Below are 16,139 nucleotides of genomic sequence, written 5' to 3' on the forward strand. Positions count from 1 at the left end.
GGAGCGCCGTGAACACCATGCTCGCCGAGCTGGGCCGCCGTTACGCCGACCGCTGGGTGGCCGGCGTGGTGCTGCCCGGGCTGCTCTTCGTCGCCGGCACGGTGGCCGCGTACCGGCTGGGGCACGCCCACTGGGCCGACCTCGGCCGGCTGACCGCCCTGCTGGACGCCGACGGACCCTTCGGCGGCCGCCGCCGCTCGCCGTGGGTGCTGCTCGTGGCCGTCCTGCCCGTGCTCTCGGCCGCCTCCGGGCTGGCCGCGCGCGGGGCCGCCGCGGTCCTCGCCCGGCTGTGGTTCGAGCCCTGGCCCGCTGCCCTGCGGGGACTCGCGGCCCGCCGCACCGCGGGCCGCGCCGCCCGCTGGCAGGAGCTGGACTCCCGCTACCGCACCGCGCTGGCCGCAGCGCAGGAGCCCGCCGCGCCCGCCGGAGGGCCGGACGCCGCCGCACCCGCCGGAGCGCAAGAGCCCGGAGGGCCGGACGCCGCCGCACCCGCCGCAGTCCGGCAGGCCCCCGCCCCCGCGGCCCGGCGGCCCTCGCCGCAGGACCGGGCCCGGATCGACGCCCTCGCCGCCCGGCGCAACGCGGTCGCCCTCGGTCCTCCGACCCGCCCCACCTGGGCCGGTGACCGGCTGGCCGCCGTCGACGCACGCATCTGGGCCTGGTACCGGCTCGACCTCGGCTTCGCCTGGCCGCGCCTGTGGCTGGTGATGGCGGAGCCCGAGCAGAACACCCTGCGCGCGGCGCGCACCGAACTCGACGCCGCCGTCACCCTCGCCGGCTGGGCCCTGCTGTGCGTGCTGCCGGGGCTGCTGTGGTGGCCCTTCCTCCTGTTCGCGGCCGGGCTGTTCCTGCGCGGGCGGCGCCGTACGCACGCGGCCGTCGACACCCTCGCCCACCTCACCGAGGCCGCCTTCGACCTGCGGGCCGCCCTGCTCGCCCGCGAACTCGGCTTCGAGGTCCCCGAAGGCCCGCTGCCCCCGGCCGTGGGCGCGCAGGTCACCGCCCACCTGCGCAAACACGCCTGAGCCCGGACATGCCGGATCGCCGGGGTGCGGCCCCTGCCCGATAGTGGACCCATGGAGCGCTACCCGCCCATCGCGGACCACGGCCTGGTGGGAGACCTGCAGACGGCGGCCCTGATCTCGGACCGGGGCGTGGTGGACTGGTTCGCGGCCCCGCGCTTCGACTCCCCGGGGATCTTCTCCGCGCTCCTGGACCACGACCGCGGCGGCTGGTTCCGGCTGGCCATGGACGGGCCGGGGGTCACCGTCAAGCAGCTGTACTACCCCGACACGGCGGTCCTGGTGACCCGCTTCATGTCCCCGGACGGGGTGGGGGAGCTGCTCGACTGGATGCCCCCCGACCGCACGGCCCGGCGCGCCACCCGGCACACCCTCATGCGCGTGGTGCGCTGCACGCGCGGCACGGTGCGCTTCGTCCTGGAGTGCCGGCCCCGCTTCGGCTTCGGGCGCGACCGGCACACCGTGCGGATCGACGGGCGCACCGCCGAGTTCCGGGCGGCGGGCAGCTCCGGCTTCCTCCAGTCCGACATCCCCATGGAATGCGAGGGCGAGGCGGACGTACGGGGGGAGATCGTCCTGAACCGGGGGGAGCAGGCCGGGGCGGCGTTCACCGCGGACGCGCCCGACGCGGCGGCCCCGGGACCGGTGGACGCCGCGGCCATCGAGGCCGAACTGTGGGCGACGGTCGACTACTGGCAGGACTGGATGAGCAGCACCCGCTACCGCGGCCGCTGGCCCGACATGGTGCACCGCTCCGCCATCACCCTCAAACTCCTCACCTACCTGCCCTCCGGCGCCCCCATCGCGGCCGCCACCCTGGGCCTGCCCGAACTCGTCGGCGGCGAGCGCAACTGGGACTACCGCTACACGTGGATCCGCGACGGCTCGCTGTCCGTACGGGCCCTGCTCGACCTGGGCTTCGTGGCGGAGGCCACGGCCTTCACCCAGTGGCTCACCGACCGGGTGACCGAGCGGGGCACGGCCAAGGGCGGCGCGGTGCAGCCCCTCCAGATCATGTACCGGGTGGACGGGGACCCGCGGCTGCCCGAGGAGGTGCTGGAGCACTTCGAGGGGTACCGCGGCTCGTACCCCGTACGGGTCGGCAACGCGGCGGCGGACCAGGTGCAGTTGGACATCTACGGGGAGGCCCTCTACGCCCTCGCGCAGGGCGAGGGCCGGGACGCCCAGCCGACCTACGCCGGCTGGCAGGCCGTCGCCTCGATGCTGGACTGGCTGACGGAGGCGTGGGACCGGCCCGACGAGGGCATCTGGGAGACCCGCGGCGGTCCCAAGGAGTTCACGTACAGCCGCGTGATGTCCTGGGTGGCGTTCGACCGCGGGCTGCGGCTCGCCGCCGAGTTCGGGCGCCCGGCGCCGCCCGACAGCTGGCGGGAAGCCCGCGACGCGATCTTCGAACAGGTGATGCGGCGCGGCTGGAACGTGCAGCGCGGGGCCTTCGTGCAGCACTACGGCGGCGACGTCCTCGACGCCTCGCTGCTGCTGATCCCCCGGGTGGGGATGCTCGGCCCCACCGACCCGGTCTGGCTCAGCACCCTCGACGCCATCGACCGCGAACTCGTCGAGGACAGCCTCGTGTTCCGCTACGACCCCAAGGCCTCGCCGGACGGACTGCGCGGAGCGGAGGGCACGTTCAGCCTGTGCACCTTCCTGCACGTGGACGCGCTGGCCCGGGCCGGGCGGGTCCGGCAGGCCCGCTTCTCCTTCGAGAAGATGCTCACCTACGCCAACCACGTCGGGCTGTTCTCCGAGGAGATCGGCCCCAGCGGGGAGCAACTGGGCAACTTTCCGCAGGCGTTCACCCATTTGTCGCTCATCATGGCGGCCACCACCCTGGACGAGGCCCTGGACCGGGCGCGCGAGCGGAGGCGGTGACGGCGGAGGGCGCGCCCCGGCCGGGGGCTGGTCCGGGCCGGTCCGAGCGGGGATCATGAAGGGCTCCCGTCCTGCCGGGCCCGCACGCCCGACGACCCCAGGAGGACCCACGTGGCCGTCCCGCCGAAGACGTCGCACACGGCACCCGCGCCCCACCCGCCGTCCTCGTCCTACGCCTCGGGCACGAGCGACGTGCCGCTGCTCGGCGAAACGATCGGCGAGAACCTCGATCGGACCGTACGGGCCTTCCCGGACCGGGACGCGCTCGTCGAGCTCGCCACCGGACGCCGCTGGACGTACGCGGAGTTCGCCTCCGACGTGGACGCCCTCGCCCTCGGACTCCTCGGCCTCGGCATCGCCCAGGGCGACCGGGTCGGCATCTGGGCCCCCAACCAGGCCGAGTGGACCCTGCTCCAGTACGCCACCGCGAAGATCGGCGCGATCCTCGTCACCGTCAACCCGGCCTACCGCTCCCACGAACTGGAATACGTACTGGGCCAGTCGGGCATCCGGCTGCTCGCCGCCGCCGAGCGGTTCAAGAGCTCCGACTACGCCGCCATGATCGAGGAGGTGCGGCCCCGCTGCCCCGGCCTGGAGCACGTCGTCCTGCTCGGCGGCGAGCGCTGGCAGGGCCTGCTGGACAGCGGCCGGGCCGCCGACCCCGCCCGGCTCGCCGAGGCCCAGGCCGCCCTGAGCCCCGACGATCCCGTCAACATCCAGTACACCTCGGGGACCACCGGCTTCCCCAAGGGCGCGACCCTCTCGCACCACAACATCCTCAACAACGGCTTCTTCGTGGGCGAGCTGTGCCACTACACGGAGCGGGACCGGGTCTGCATCCCCGTGCCCTTCTACCACTGCTTCGGCATGGTCATGGGGAACCTGGCGTGCACCAGCCACGGGGCCGCCATGGTCATCCCGGCCCCCTCCTTCGAGCCGGCCGCCACCCTCGCCGCCGTGGAGGCGGAGGCCTGCACCTCGCTCTACGGGGTGCCGACCATGTTCATCGCCGAACTCGCCGAACCCGGCTTCGACGGCTACGACCTCGGCAGCCTGCGCACCGGCATCATGGCGGGCTCGCCCTGCCCGGTGGAGGTGATGAAGGAGGTCATCGACCGCATGGGCATGACCGAAGTCGCCATCTGCTACGGCATGACCGAGACCTCCCCGGTCTCCACGCAGACCCGCGCCGACGACTCGGTCGAACGCCGGGTCGCCACCGTCGGCCGGGTCGGCCCGCACCTGGAGATCAAGGTCGTGGACCCGGACACCGGGCGGACCGTGCCCCGCGGCACCCCCGGCGAGCTCTGCACCCGCGGCTATGCGGTGATGCTCGGCTACTGGGGGGAGCCGGAGAAGACGGCCGAGGCCGTGGACTCCGCCCGCTGGATGCACACCGGGGACCTCGCGGTGATGGACGGGGACGGATACCTGAGCATCACGGGCCGCATCAAGGACATGGTCATCCGCGGCGGGGAGAACCTGTACCCGCGGGAGATCGAGGAGTTCCTGCACACCCACCCGGACGTGCTCGACGTCCAGGTCATCGGGGTCCCCGACGCCAAGTACGGCGAGGAGCTGATGGCCTGGGTGCGCATGCGCGAGGGCGCCGAGCCGCTCACGGCCGCCGCGGTCCGGGAGTTCTGCACGGGCCGGCTCGCGCACTTCAAGATCCCCCGGTACGTGCACGTCGTGGGCGAGTTCCCGATGACCGTCACCGGGAAGATCCGCAAGATCGAGATGCGGGAGACGGCGGCCCGGCTGCTGGCCGAAGGGGCCTTCCCCGCCTGACCGCCGGGCGGGACGCCGTACGCGCCGACGGCCGGGGCGGGGACATCCGTACGCGCCGACCGGCCGGGGCGGGGACGCGCACGAAGGGGCCGGGCCCGGGAGAGGACTCCCGGGCCCGGCCGTCATGGAGGGGGCCGCACTTCAGCGGCAGGGGCTGGGCCACCGGCGGGCGGCGGTCGCGGGGACCGTCGTCAGGAGGTGTAGAGGTACCACTTGCCGTGCTCCTGCTTGCAGTAGTACTTGTGCCACTTGCCCTGGTCCTTGCCCTTCTTCCCGGCCGACTGGCAGGAAGAGGAGCTGGAGTACGGCCCGTACTTGCCGGCGTGCGCCAGCTGCGGGGCCGACACGGCGGCGGCCGAGTGCTGCGGAGCGGCGGAGGCCGCCGCGACCGGACCGGCCACCAGCAGGCCCGCGGTCACCAGAGCGGCAGCCGGAGCGGTTCGAAAGATCTTCGCGTTCATGGTGGGTTCCTCATTTCGGGTTTCCTGTCGGACTTGCGGTTCCGAGCCCCGCTGGGGGACTTCGGACCACCAACGTAGGAACCCCCGCATCCCGGGCACATGGGCCTGACCTCCCAACCGGCTCCCGGCCGCCCGCCCGGCCCCGGCCGGGCCGGGAACCGGGCCCGCAGGGGAACACGGGCTCATGCCCCCGGGGCGGCCTCCCGGGGACCGTGACGGCATGTCCGAGAACCCGGGCGCCGCGCGCGCCGGCATCCGCATCGACCGGCACCTCGTGGCCGGCCCGCTGCACTTCCCCGTACAGATCCGCCACGGCGCCGCTCACCACGGTGAACTCGCCGACCTCGTCCGTGCGTTCGCCCCGGAGCTGATCGTCCTGGTCACCGGCCCCGGGCTGCCCCGTGCGCACGCGTCCGGCGTCCTGCGCCGGCTCGGCGCCGCCGCCCCCACCGCCCTGCTGTGGCCGGGACCGGCCGGCGCGGCCCGGGTGCCGGACGGGGCCCTGGTCGTCGCGCTCGGCGGCACCCGCGTCCTCGCCGCTGCCGGGCGGCTCCGCCGCGCCGACGGGACCCGGCCGCCCGTGGTGCGCCTGCCCACCACCCTGCGGGCCATGGCCGACACCGCCCTCGCCGCGACCGGCGCGGCGCCCGCCCTGGTCCGGGCCGAGCTCGAATTCCTGGAGACCCTCCCGGCGCGCGCCGTGCGGGCGGGGCTGAGCGTGCTCGTGCGCGACGTGCTGGCCGTGGTGCCGGGCTCCGCCGCCCAGGTCGCGGCGCGGCTGCGGACGGACGGCCGGTACGACCCCGCCACCCTGGCCCGCTTCGTCACCCTCTGCGTCCAGGCGAGGGCCGGGCTCGTGCAGTACGACCCCCTCGGGCAGGGTCCGGCGGCGGCCCTGCACTACGGGGCGGCCGTGGCCCGCGCCGTCCACGCCCTGGCACCCGTACCCGTGCCCTACGGAGAGGCGCTGGCCCTCGGGCTGCGCGCGGCCGCACGCGCCGCGCGGCTGGCCGGCCTGCTGCCGGAGGCGGACGAGGCCCTGCACGCGGACCTCCTCGACCGCGCCGGGGCCCCGGGGACCCTGCCGGCGGGTGTCGGGGTGCAGGACGTGCGGCAGGCGCTGACGGGCGGCGGGGAACACGCAGGACTGGTGCTGCTGCGCCGGCCGGGTGAACCCCACGTCCACCGCGGACGGCTCCGCACCCCGCTCGGAGCAGGGGTCCTGACCGAGGCCCTGGCGGCCCTCGCCCCGCTCCCGCAGTTCCCCGCCCCCGCCGGCCCGCACGCGCCCGCCCCGCGGACCGGGACCGGGAAAGGGTCCGCTCCCCATGCGGCCGGGTCGCCGGGAGCTGCATGGTGGATCACAGAACCCGTTCCGGCGGTCCGAGAGGTACGGCCGGAGAATGAATGGCAGAGGTGAGAACAGTGACGAGTCCGACTCCGGCCCAGTTCCGGGCCACCCATGGCGACATGGGCCAATGGCAATCGGTCGACTTCGAGGTGTACGAACACCTCCTGGAGAAGCAGCGGGCCGTCCCCCGCGGCCGCAAGGATCGCGTCGGCGTGGCCGGATCCGGCCGGCAGGGCGGGGACGGCGCCGGCGCCCACAAGGGCGGCTGACCGCCCGGCCCCCGGCACGGGTGCCCGCGGGCCGGGCCCGCACGGGGCCCGGGCCGCGGGGTGCGGTCAGGACAGCTTGCCGTCGTAGTCCGGCAGCTTGAAGGTGCGCTCGGCGTGGCCGCCCACGAGGTCGCTCTCCTTGTTCCCGATGTTGGCGATGATCGTGTAGCCCCGGGCCTCGATCTCGGCCCGCTTGGCCGTCTTGTACGTGCTGACCTCGTGGAACAGGTCCGGGAGGTCCCGTACGTAGAGCCCCGAGACCGGGTAGCCGACCGACTTGAGGTTCCGCTCCGTGAGGGAGTGCACGATGCCCGGACGGGCCGTGACGAAGAAGACCGCCACGCCCCGCTCGTTCGCGTACCGGGTCAGGTCGCGGACCTCGGAGATCGCGGGGGTGGGGAAGGTCCAGAACCAGTGGAAGTCCGTCTCCAGCGAGGAGTTGTCGATGTCGAGGACGATCGCGGGCTTCTCGCCGGCGGGCCCCTGGCCGATGCGCTGCTCCACGTACGGGCGGGCCTGGCCGATGACGGCGGCCACGTCCCGCTTCCAGGTCGCGTAGTCGACGCCGAGGATGGCCGCGTTGCCGCCCGGGGCGGAGGCGGTGACGGCCGCCGGGGCCGCGGCCGGGGCCGCCTGGGCCGGGGCGGCGGGGGCCAGCATGAGGGCGGCGGCGGCCGCGGCCGCGCCCGCGGCGGTGCCGAGGGTGCGGGTGCGGGAGACCGTGCGGGTGCCGGTGCTGCGCATGTGGGGGCGCTCCTTGCGGGGAGTGGGATTGGCGTGTACACGCTCAGAATCGGCAAGATCCAGCCCCCTGTCTACCGGTCGGTAGGAAACTTCTTCCGGCCGGCGGGTGAACGGCCGTGTCCGGATCCGCCCCCCGCCCGACCCTGCGGCCCGCCCGGCTATTTCGCGAGCTTGCCCTCGGCGGTGACCGCGAACCACTTGCCGCCGATGCCCTGCCCGTTGGTGTCGCCGGGGGCCTTGTCGCCCGTGTACCAGTAGAGCGGCCAGCAGTCCAGCGTCAGCTGGACGGTGCCGTCGGGGCGGGTGAAGGAGCCGGTCTTCTTCGGGTCGATGCCCCGGACGGCCCCGCCCGCCTTGAGCGCGTCCGTCCCGGCCGGCTTCCAGGTCTCCAGGCAGGCGCCGGTGCACCGGGAGCGCATCGGCCAGGCCGAGTCCGCGGTGAAGCGGTAGAGCGTACGGCCCTTCCCGTCGCGCACGATCTCGCCGAGCCGGGGGTCGCGCTGCAGGGACAGGGCGGGCGGCGGACCGGCGGGCCGCCCGGCCTTCCGCCCCTCGGGAGTGACGGCGAACCAGGTGCCGCCCACCCCCTGGCCGCGGGTCTGCCCGGGCGCGGTGTCCTTCGCGTACCGGTAGACGGGCCACCCGGCCACGGTGAGCTGCCGGGTGCCGTCCGCACGGGTCAGCGAGCCGAGGCGGGCGGGGTCGATGCCGGTGCCCGCCGCGGCGCCCGCCGGCACCGGAGGCCAGGCCTCGGCGCAGGCACCCGCGCAGGCGGAGGCGGGCGGCTTGGCGCTGTCCTTGTCGAACCGGTACAGGGTGAAGCCGGCGGAGTCGGTCACGAGCGTGCCGAGGGCGGGGTCCCGGCGGGCGGACACCGGGCCCTTGGCGGCGGGGGCGGCCCCGCCGCCGGCCGCCGAGCCGGAGCCGTAGCCGCCCGCGGAGCCGGACCCCGACCCGTAGGCGTCCCCGTTCCCGTACCCGTCGTCCTTCCCGCCCCCGGAGGAGTCCGCGGCTCCTGCTCCCGCGCCCGCCGATCCGGCCGCCGCGGGGGCCTTGGCCTCCGCGGCGGCGTTCGCCGTGCGGGCCGAGTCCGCACCACCGCAGGCACTCGCCCCCAGGAGCAGGGCCGCACTCGCCCCGGCCAGTCCTATCTTGCGCCAGTTCATCATGGTCACTCCGCTCATCCGGTGGTACGCCGTTTTCCTTCGCTTTCGACGGTCACTGGAGACACGACGCCCCGGGCGGGGGAGTTCAACGGATCCGGGGAAATTCTCAGACGGGCACCGCCACGAACCTCCGCCCCGCCTCGTTCTCGACGAGCACCTGCCGGACCTCGGACGGGGCCACGGCCGCCGAACCGTCCACGGCCGCCTCCTTGCCCCCGCCGTCCGGCGCCCGGCCCACCACCCAGCTCCCCGCGATGGTCCGGCTCCCGTCCTGCGCCACGACCACGAGCCGGCACCGCTCCCCGGGCGGCAGCCCGGTGACCGCCGCGTGCAGCCGCACCCACTGCGCGGCCGGGGTCAGGCGGACGGTCATCCGCGCCCCGCTGGCGGGGTCGGCAGCCGAGGCCACCCGGGCGCCGGGCGGCGCCGTGGAGGCGGGAGGTGTCGGTGCCGGCGGCGCCGACACCACCTCCGTGCCGTCCCCGGCCTGCGTGCCCAGCCAGAACACCCCGGCCAGCGCGGCCGCGGCGGCCATACCGGCCACCGCCCGGGTGCGCCGCAGCCCGGCGGCCCGTTCCGCCCGCGCCCTGCGCAGGGTCCGCCGCAGCAGCAGTTCGCCATCCGGCGGCGGCCCCTCCAACAGGGCCTCCTCCGGCACCTCGCCCAGCGCCGCTTCCATCTCCCGCAGACCCGCCAGCTCCCGTGCGCACCGCTCGCATTCCGCCAGGTGATCCTCCAGCCGCCGTACCTCCGGACCGTCGAGCACCCCGAGCACGTACGGGCCGAGCAGCTCCTCTTCGTGCTGCTGCCGGGTCATGCCGCCACCTCCTGCAGCCCGGTGGGCCTGCCGCCCCTGCCGGGTCCGTCGCCGTCGTGCGCGAACGCCTCGCGCAGCGCCTTGAGCGCGTAATGGGAACGGGACTTGACCGTGCCCGCCGGTATGCCGAGTGCCTCCGCCGCCTCGGCGACGCTGCGCTGGCGGAAATACAGCTGCACCAGCACGTCCCGGTGGTCCGGCGAGAGGCGGCCGAGCGCCCCCAGCACGGCCATGCTGTCCACCACCCCGTCCGCATGGTCCGGTTCCGCGGGCGGATGCGCCGGGGAGCCGGCAACCTCGGGCGGCCGGGCCGCCTTCGCGCGGTACCGGTCGGTGACGAGGTTGCGCGCCACCGTCAGCAGCCAGCCGCGGACCGAGCCCTTTCCGTTCACCATCACCTCCGGATGCCGCCAGGCGCGGATCAGGGTCTCCTGTACGACGTCCTCCGCGGCACCGCGATCCCCGGTCAGCCGGGTCGCGTAGGCCAGCAGGGCGTTGCCGTGTTCCTCGTACAGGGACCTGATCAGCAGCTCGTCGCCCGCGCTGCGCCGGGCGCGGGACCACAGTCCGGCCATGTCACCTTCTCCGTCCGTCGGCGTGCTCCGCGTTTCACACGGGCCGCGGAGCCCTCCGGTTCAACGGGTCCCGCCGGATTTCGCCGGACCCCGCCGGACCCCGCCCGCCCGGCCGGATCCGGCAGGTGCGGCCGGTCAGGCCGCGAACTCCCGGACCGCCGCCGTGAAGCGGGCGGCGTCGTCGAGCCACGGGTAGTGCCCCGCCCCGGGCTGCACCTGCAGCACGGCCTTCGGGAACGCGGCGGCCAGCTCGGCCACGGCCGCCGGCGGCGAGTTGAGGTCCAGCTCCCCCGCGAGCACCAGCACGGGGGCGTCCAGCCCGGCCAGGGCCGCCCGGGTGGCCGGCGGATCGTAGGCCCCCTCGGCCCCGAAGGCGGCGGCCGCGTCCGCGTTCTTCTGCTCCGCGTCGGCGGACTCCAGCGCCCGGGCGGCCGCGTCCCAGCGGCCGTGGAAGAAGGGGGCCAAGGCCTCGCGCCCGCCCGGCGCGGGCCGGCCGGCCACGAGTTCCTCCAGCGCGGCGTACGCCGCCCCGAACCAGGGCTCCCCGGCCCGCAGCCGCGCCGCCTCCAGCCGCTCTTCGGGCGCGATGCCGATGCCGAGCACCTGCGGGCTCGGGGTCACCAGGACCAGCCGGCCGACCCGCTCCGGGTGGCGGGCCGCGTACAGCACCGCCAGGTTGGTGGCGGCCGAGTGCGCGAGCAGGTCGATCCGCTCCAGGCCCAGGTGCACCCGCAGCGCCTCCACGTCCGCCACCTGCCGGTCGCAGCGGTAGGTGCCGGGGTCCGCGGGCGGCGCGGAGCGCCCGGTGCCGCGCAGGTCCAGCAGGAGCAGCCGGCGGTGCGCGGACAGCCCGCCCAGTTCACCCAGGTACGCGGAGTCGCGCATGGGGCCGCCGGGCAGGCAGATCAGAGGGGGACCTGCTCCGAAGGCGCGATGGGCGAGCAACGTCCCGTCATACGAAATGAATTCAGCCACGCGGGGCACCTTTTCAGCGCCCGGCCGCCGGGACAAGCCGATATCGGCGCCGGGCGGCAGCGGCCCCGGCCGGTCGCCCGGCGGCGGTCCGGTCGGGCCGACCGCGGCGGTGGAGTGCAGCGGCGCGACATCGCCTGCCGCCTCGTGGACCGGCTCCCGGCCAGGCTCCCGTACGCCAGGCCGACGCGCATCCAAGCCTTCGCCCTCCGCCCCGGCGGGTACGTCGCGCCCGGCTGAGCCCGCCCCGGTCCCGGCACCGCCCGCGCACCTCGGCGCGGTAGTGCGGGACGAGGCCGCGGGCAGGGCGCACGGTGGGGGGCCGCCGCCTCCGGTCGGCCCCTCACCGGGCGGGCGGACGGCGGGAAACGGACACGGCGGGGCCCTCCGCATCCAGCCGCTGTGTAATGTCACATCGCATGATGCTCTTACGGCGCGCGGCATCGGCCGCAGCCCTCCTCGCCTCCGTCCTTCCCCTCGCCGCCGCCTCCACTCCCGCCGCCGCGGCACCCGCCCCCGCGGCCGCCGAGGGCCCCGCCTGCCGCACCCAGGCCGCGCCCGCCCCCGACCGGGAGCAGGCCCGCCTCGGCGACCCGCGCACCACCGCCCTCGTCGACCGCTCCGGGCTCGGCGACTTCGTCCGCCGCTTCCCCACCGCCCTGTGCAGCGCCCGCACCGCCCGGGAGGCGGCCGCGACCGCCGAGGCCTGGGGCGAGGCCCTGTGGTGGTCCGCCGTACACCGGGCGCAGGGCCGCCGGCCGGCCGGCACCCTCCCGGCCGGGGACGACCGGCCCCTGTACTGGACCCGCCTGGCGATGACCGTGCAACTCGACCGCTGGGAGCCCGGGTTCGAGGTGGACCGGACCGCCCTGCGGACCCGGTTCGAGGACGCCTCCCGCGGACTTTCGGACAACTCCTTCACCGGCTCCCCGGGCGTCCGGCGCGTGTTCATCAGCGGCTTCGACCCCTTCGGCCTGGACACCGAGCTGCGCCGCGCCAATCCGTCCGGGTCCGCCGCCCTCCGCCTCAACGGCCGCCGCGTGACCCTCGCCGACGGCACCCGCGCGGAAATACGGGCCGTCGTCCTGCCCGTGCGCTACGGGGACTTCGACCGCGGGATCGTCGAGCGCGCCTTCGCCCCGCGGATGGCCGGCGGTCCGCGCTCCGCGGACCTCGTCACCACCGTCAGCCAGGGCTACCCCGGCCTCTTCACCCTGGAGGAGTGGGCCGGCCGCTCCCGGTCCGCCGACCCCTACCCGGACAACACCGGAACCCTGTCCGGCGGCACCCGCAACCGGCCCGTGACGGCCCCCGGCATGGGTCCCGGGGCCGAGTTCATCCGCACCACCCTGCCCGCGGACGCGGTCACGGCCGCGGTGCAGACCCCGTACCCCGTCCTGCTCAACCCGGACGTGACCGAGATCCCCGCGGGCGGGACCGAGCCGGTGGACCGGGCCGACGGGCCCACTCCGGGCTCGCGTGCCGTCGCGGGCGGCGGAGGCGGCTACCTCTCCAACGAGGTCGCCTACCGCTCGAACCGGCTCCGCCTCGAACTCGCCCCCGCACTCCCCGGCGGCCACCTCCACACCCCCGTGCTCACCGGCCTGCCGGCCGATCCCGCGGAGCTGACCGGCCCCGAGTTCGAGCGGAACGAGACGGCCATCGCGGAGGAGGTGCGGGCCGTGCTGGAGGTCGCGGCGGCCGTCCGGCAGACGCCCTGACGGCCCGTCCGGGACTCACACCAGGACGTTGCGGTAGTGCGTCGTCACCCGGCCGGCCGGGTCCAGCACGTGGAAGGCCACCGCCGGCGGCTGGTCGAGGTGGACGTGGTCCGCGGGGTGGGCGTACCGCTCCCACGGGAGCCGCAGGGTGGAGACCACCCCCGGTGCCACCAGCAGCGGCCGCCCGGCGAAGGCGGTGGCGGCCGCGGTGTGCGCGTGCCCGCAGACCAGCGCGGCGACCCGGGGGTGGCGGGCCACCAGTTCCGCGAGCCGCTCCTCTCCGCCCTGCCGGATGCCGTCCACGTACGGGACGTGCAGCGGGACCGGCGGGTGGTGGAAGCCCACGAGGACGTGCTCGCCCTCCCGCGTGCCGGCGAGTACGTCCTCCAGCCAGGCCAGGGTGACGTCCTCCAGCAGGCCTTCGTCCTTGCCCGGCACCGAGGAGTCGCACAGGGCGAGGGTGAGGCCGGGCGCCCGGTGGACCCGGTTCACGGGCGCGGCGGAGGGCTCCTCGCCGAGCAGGTGGCGGCGGAAGGCGGCCCGGTCGTCGTGGTTGCCCGGGCAGACCAGCACCGGGTGCCGGGAGTGCAGGAGTTCGCGGGCCTGCTCGTACTCCTCCGGCAGGCCGTGGTCGGCGATGTCGCCGGTCACCAGCACGGCGGCGAGGTCGTGGGGGAGGGCCTCCAGGTAGTCCATGACGGCGCGGGTGCGGTCGGTGCTGCGCTGCCCGCCGTCGAGGTGGAGGTCACTGAGATGCGCGATGACGGTCACGGTTCCGATCGGCCTTTCCGAAGACGCGGTGGGTCGGGATGCGGCGGCCGGTCTCGGCGCCGGCCCCGCGAAGGCGAACCTAGGCGGCCACCGGACCACGCGTAAGATCCACTTCCGTGCCGAAAAACTGGTCCGGTTCCGCCCCCGCCGGCTCCGATCTGCACCTCGACCTCGGTGCCGGGCCAGCCGGGCGCCGCGCCCGGCTGGAGGACGCGCTGCGGGAGGCCGTCCGCTCGGGGCGCCTCGCCCCCGGCAGCCCGCTCCCGTCCAGCCGCGCCCTGGCCGCGGAACTCGGTTTCTCCCGCGGCACGGTGACCGCCGCCTACGACCAGCTGGCGGAGGAGGGGCACCTCGTCATCCGGCCCGGCTCGGGCACCCGCGTCGCACCGGCCCGCCCCGGCGCGCCGGCCCCCTCCGCACCGGCCCCCTCCGGACCCGCCCCCGCCGCGGCGGACTCCGGCCCGCCCGCCGTCCGCCACGACCTGCGGCCCGGGCTCCCGGACGTCGGCGCCTTCCCGGCCCGGGCCTGGCTGAGGGCCGCCCGCCGCGTCCTCGGGCAGGCCCCGCCCCACACCTTCGGCGCGGGCGACCCGCGCGGCCACCCCGCCCTGCGCGAGGCGCTCGCCGACCACCTCGGCCGCACCCGCGGGGTGCGCACCACCCCGGCGCACCTCCTCGTCACCACGGGCTTCTACCAGTCGGTGGGCCTGCTGAGCCGGGTCCTGGCGGACCGCGGGGCCACCGCAGCGGCGATGGAGGAGCCCGGGCACGACCTCTACCGCGCGGTCGTCCGACGGGCCGGACTCGACGTGCTCCCGCTGCCCGTGGACGCCGACGGCGCCCGGGTGGCGGACCTCCCCGCCCGGGCCGGGGCGGTCGTCGTCACGCCCTCGCACCACTACCCCACCGGCGTGCCCCTCCACCCGGACCGCCGCCAGGCCCTGTGCGCCTGGGCCCGCAGCACCGGCGGGCTGATCGTGGAGGACGACTACGACGGCGAGTTCCGCTACGACCGGCGGCCCGTGGCCGCACTTCAGGGGCTGGCGCCCGACCACGTCGTCTACTGCGGCACCACCTCCAAGACCCTCGGGCCCGCCGTGCGGCTGGCCTGGATGGCGCTGCCGGCCGCGCTGGTGGAACCGGTGCTGCGCGCGAAGGAGGAGGCCGACCTCTACACCGAGACCATCGGGCAGCTCGTCCTCGCCGACCTCATCCGCACCCACGCCTACGAACGGCACGTCCGCGCGGCCCGCCTGCGCTACCGGCGCCGCCGCGAACTGCTCCTGGAGCGGCTCGCGGAATTCCCCGGGCTGACCCCGCACGGGGTCCCGGCCGGGCTGCACACCCTCGTCACGCTGCCGGCCGGCGGCCCCCGCGAGGAACGGATCCTGGCCGAGTGCGCCGCCCGCGGCATCGCCCTGCGCGGGCTCACCGAGCTCCGCCACCGGCCGGATCCGGCCAGGTCCGAGGGGCTGCTCATCGGTTTCGCGGCCGCCTCCGAACACGGCTTCCCGCGGGCCGTCGACGCCCTGTGCGCCGTGCTGCGCGCGCTGCCGGGCCGTTCAACTCCGCACGGGGGAGCGGTCGGTGACGAGGAGCACCACGGCGCTCCCGGCCCCCTGTGAGCGGTCCTCGTCGTCCCGGTCCGGGGTCGTGGCCGGGGTGACGGCGTGGGCGGCGAGACCGAGGACGAGGAAGACCACGATCAGCACCTTGGACCCGGTGTCGAGCAGCAGCGGGCGGGTGGCCGAGGGCCGCCCCTGTGCCGCATGCGTGCCCGGAGTCCCGTGAGCGGCAGGCGTCCCGTACCCGCCCGGCGTCCCGTACCCGCCCGGGCCCCCGTACGCGTCCGCCCCCGCTCCCGCCTCCGCAGGCCCGTCGCCGAACAGCCGCTTCGGGTAGGCGGAGGTGAGCATCATCGCGTACGCCCCGAAGCGCATCCGGAACCGCTCGCAGGCGGCCACCGCGCCGAAGATGGGCTCCGGTAGCCGCCCGAGCACCAGCGTGATCAGCCAGAACACCCAGCTGAGCGTCATCCAGCCGTACTGCAGCAGGTTCGTGATGATCGCCGCCGGAATCATCAGGACCAGCCGGAAGAGCACCGCCAGGCGGTTCAGCGGACCGGGGCGCAGCTCGATCTGCACGGGGTGGTCCGGCGCCGAGAAGGCGAACGGCGGATACCGGTCCACCAGCAGCAGGGAACTCGCCTCCACGCGCGTCTGGTACGCCAGGAAGCCGCCGAGGAACCGGGCGAGCGGATCCGGCACCCGGCCCAGGACCAGGGCCGCGCACCAGGCGCCGACCGTGCCGAAGAAGGCCGCGATGCCGAGCACGACCAGCACCAGGTACTGCGGGATCAGGAGCAGCCACCGCAGGAGCACGGTCCACCGGCGCTGCGGTCCGGGAGCGGGGATGTCGAGGGCGGGCAGCCATTCGCCGCCGTCCGTCTCGGTCGCGGGACGCGGGTCCCAGCCTGCCGCCATGAGCGCTCCGATCGGTCGGGTGAGGGCTTCGTCCGGGCCCTTCCGTTATCTCACCTCTCGTGCCGGTCCGCCGCCCGCGGGCCCGCAGGGGTGCGGGGTGCCC

15 protein-coding genes are annotated in these 16,139 nt (G+C 75.8%); 7 read left to right on the top strand and 8 right to left on the bottom strand.

The genetic code is table 11. The features are described 5' to 3' along the window. The first annotated feature begins 8 nt into the window (after nt 1–8). From ACZ407_RS23245 to ACZ407_RS23255, 3 genes are all read left to right on the top strand, one after another. Nucleotides 9–1,025, top strand: a complete 1,017-nt coding sequence (locus ACZ407_RS23245) for a hypothetical protein (RefSeq protein ID WP_468131189.1) — start codon at nt 9–11, stop codon at nt 1,023–1,025. A gap of 51 nt (nt 1,026–1,076) precedes the next feature. After that, a complete protein-coding gene (locus tag ACZ407_RS23250; protein WP_468131191.1) occupies nt 1,077–2,915 on the top strand; it encodes a glycoside hydrolase family 15 protein in 1,839 nt (612 codons plus the stop codon). A 111-nt stretch (nt 2,916–3,026) separates the two neighbouring features. After that, on the top strand, nt 3,027–4,706 hold the full coding sequence (locus ACZ407_RS23255; protein WP_468131193.1) for an AMP-binding protein: 1,680 nt from the start codon (nt 3,027–3,029) through the stop codon (nt 4,704–4,706). Nucleotides 4,707–4,897: 191 nt separating this feature from the next. On the opposite strand, the gene ACZ407_RS23260 is transcribed toward ACZ407_RS23255, so the two are convergent. Continuing rightward, a complete protein-coding gene (locus tag ACZ407_RS23260; protein WP_468131195.1) occupies nt 4,898–5,167 on the bottom strand; it encodes a hypothetical protein in 270 nt (89 codons plus the stop codon). A 220-nt stretch (nt 5,168–5,387) separates the two neighbouring features. Between ACZ407_RS23260 and ACZ407_RS23265 the strand changes: the two genes are divergently transcribed. Together ACZ407_RS23265 and ACZ407_RS23270 are read left to right on the top strand one after the other, a co-directional pair. After that, complete coding sequence (locus tag ACZ407_RS23265; protein ID WP_468131196.1) at nt 5,388–6,587, top strand: 3-dehydroquinate synthase family protein; 1,200 nt, start codon at nt 5,388–5,390, stop codon at nt 6,585–6,587. Nucleotides 6,588–6,592: 5 nt separating this feature from the next. Then, the gene (locus tag ACZ407_RS23270; protein WP_468131198.1) at nt 6,593–6,787 is read left to right on the top strand and encodes a hypothetical protein; all 195 of its coding nucleotides are present in this window, start codon (nt 6,593–6,595) and stop codon (nt 6,785–6,787) included. 66 nt (nt 6,788–6,853) lie between these two features. On the opposite strand, the gene ACZ407_RS23275 is transcribed toward ACZ407_RS23270, so the two are convergent. The 5 genes from ACZ407_RS23275 to ACZ407_RS23295 all read right to left on the bottom strand — a co-directional run bounded on the left by ACZ407_RS23275 (nt 6,854) and on the right by ACZ407_RS23295 (nt 11,064). Continuing rightward, the gene (locus ACZ407_RS23275) at nt 6,854–7,531 is read right to left on the bottom strand and encodes an HAD family acid phosphatase (RefSeq protein WP_468131200.1); all 678 of its coding nucleotides are present in this window, start codon (nt 7,529–7,531) and stop codon (nt 6,854–6,856) included. Nucleotides 7,532–7,689: 158 nt separating this feature from the next. Beyond that, nucleotides 7,690–8,700, bottom strand: coding sequence for an SCO0930 family lipoprotein (locus tag ACZ407_RS23280; protein WP_468131455.1), 1,011 nt, complete (start codon nt 8,698–8,700; stop codon nt 7,690–7,692). 103 nt (nt 8,701–8,803) lie between these two features. After that, a complete protein-coding gene (locus ACZ407_RS23285; RefSeq protein WP_468131202.1) occupies nt 8,804–9,514 on the bottom strand; it encodes an anti-sigma factor family protein in 711 nt (236 codons plus the stop codon). Beyond that, nucleotides 9,511–10,089, bottom strand: coding sequence for a sigma-70 family RNA polymerase sigma factor (locus ACZ407_RS23290; RefSeq protein ID WP_468131204.1), 579 nt, complete (start codon nt 10,087–10,089; stop codon nt 9,511–9,513). Before ACZ407_RS23290 ends, ACZ407_RS23285 begins: the two co-directional genes overlap by 4 nt. A gap of 135 nt (nt 10,090–10,224) precedes the next feature. Further along, complete coding sequence (locus tag ACZ407_RS23295; protein ID WP_468131206.1) at nt 10,225–11,064, bottom strand: alpha/beta fold hydrolase; 840 nt, start codon at nt 11,062–11,064, stop codon at nt 10,225–10,227. Between the two features lie 416 nt (nt 11,065–11,480). Here ACZ407_RS23295 and ACZ407_RS23300 point away from each other — a divergent pair, with 416 nt between their 5' ends. Next, nucleotides 11,481–12,782 (top strand): pyroglutamyl-peptidase I, encoded by a 1,302-nt coding sequence (locus tag ACZ407_RS23300; protein WP_468131208.1) that lies wholly within the window; start codon nt 11,481–11,483, stop codon nt 12,780–12,782. Nucleotides 12,783–12,797: 15 nt separating this feature from the next. On the opposite strand, the gene ACZ407_RS23305 is transcribed toward ACZ407_RS23300, so the two are convergent. Beyond that, nucleotides 12,798–13,553, bottom strand: a complete 756-nt coding sequence (locus ACZ407_RS23305; RefSeq protein WP_468131210.1) for a metallophosphoesterase — start codon at nt 13,551–13,553, stop codon at nt 12,798–12,800. 116 nt (nt 13,554–13,669) lie between these two features. Between ACZ407_RS23305 and pdxR the strand changes: the two genes are divergently transcribed. Beyond that, complete coding sequence (pdxR, locus tag ACZ407_RS23310; RefSeq protein WP_468131212.1) at nt 13,670–15,178, top strand: MocR-like pyridoxine biosynthesis transcription factor PdxR; 1,509 nt, start codon at nt 13,670–13,672, stop codon at nt 15,176–15,178. Here the strand turns inward: pdxR and ACZ407_RS23315 are convergent. Next, nucleotides 15,116–16,036: a DUF4389 domain-containing protein gene (locus ACZ407_RS23315; protein WP_468131214.1), complete on the bottom strand. Its 921-nt coding sequence runs from the start codon at nt 16,034–16,036 to the stop codon at nt 15,116–15,118. The two genes, pdxR and ACZ407_RS23315, sit on opposite strands and share 63 nt — an antisense overlap. Between the last annotated feature and the right edge of the window lie 103 nt (nt 16,037–16,139).

This window comes from Streptomyces sp. NPDC030809 (genome assembly GCF_055572195.1).

Excerpts from the sequence above, each read along its gene's own strand:
- ACZ407_RS23250 (WP_468131191.1), top strand. The coding sequence starts at position 1,077 with ATGGAGCGCTACCCGCCCATCGCGGACCACGGCCTGGTGGGAGACCTG.
- ACZ407_RS23260 (WP_468131195.1), bottom strand. The coding sequence starts at position 5,167 with ATGAACGCGAAGATCTTTCGAACCGCTCCGGCTGCCGCTCTGGTGACC.
- ACZ407_RS23265 (WP_468131196.1), top strand. The coding sequence starts at position 5,388 with ATGTCCGAGAACCCGGGCGCCGCGCGCGCCGGCATCCGCATCGACCGG.
- ACZ407_RS23275 (WP_468131200.1), bottom strand. The coding sequence starts at position 7,531 with ATGCGCAGCACCGGCACCCGCACGGTCTCCCGCACCCGCACCCTCGGC.
- ACZ407_RS23280 (WP_468131455.1), bottom strand. The coding sequence starts at position 8,700 with ATGATGAACTGGCGCAAGATAGGACTGGCCGGGGCGAGTGCGGCCCTG.
- ACZ407_RS23285 (WP_468131202.1), bottom strand. The coding sequence starts at position 9,514 with ATGACCCGGCAGCAGCACGAAGAGGAGCTGCTCGGCCCGTACGTGCTC.
- ACZ407_RS23290 (WP_468131204.1), bottom strand. The coding sequence starts at position 10,089 with ATGGCCGGACTGTGGTCCCGCGCCCGGCGCAGCGCGGGCGACGAGCTG.
- ACZ407_RS23300 (WP_468131208.1), top strand. The coding sequence starts at position 11,481 with ATGATGCTCTTACGGCGCGCGGCATCGGCCGCAGCCCTCCTCGCCTCC.
- ACZ407_RS23315 (WP_468131214.1), bottom strand. The coding sequence starts at position 16,036 with ATGGCGGCAGGCTGGGACCCGCGTCCCGCGACCGAGACGGACGGCGGC.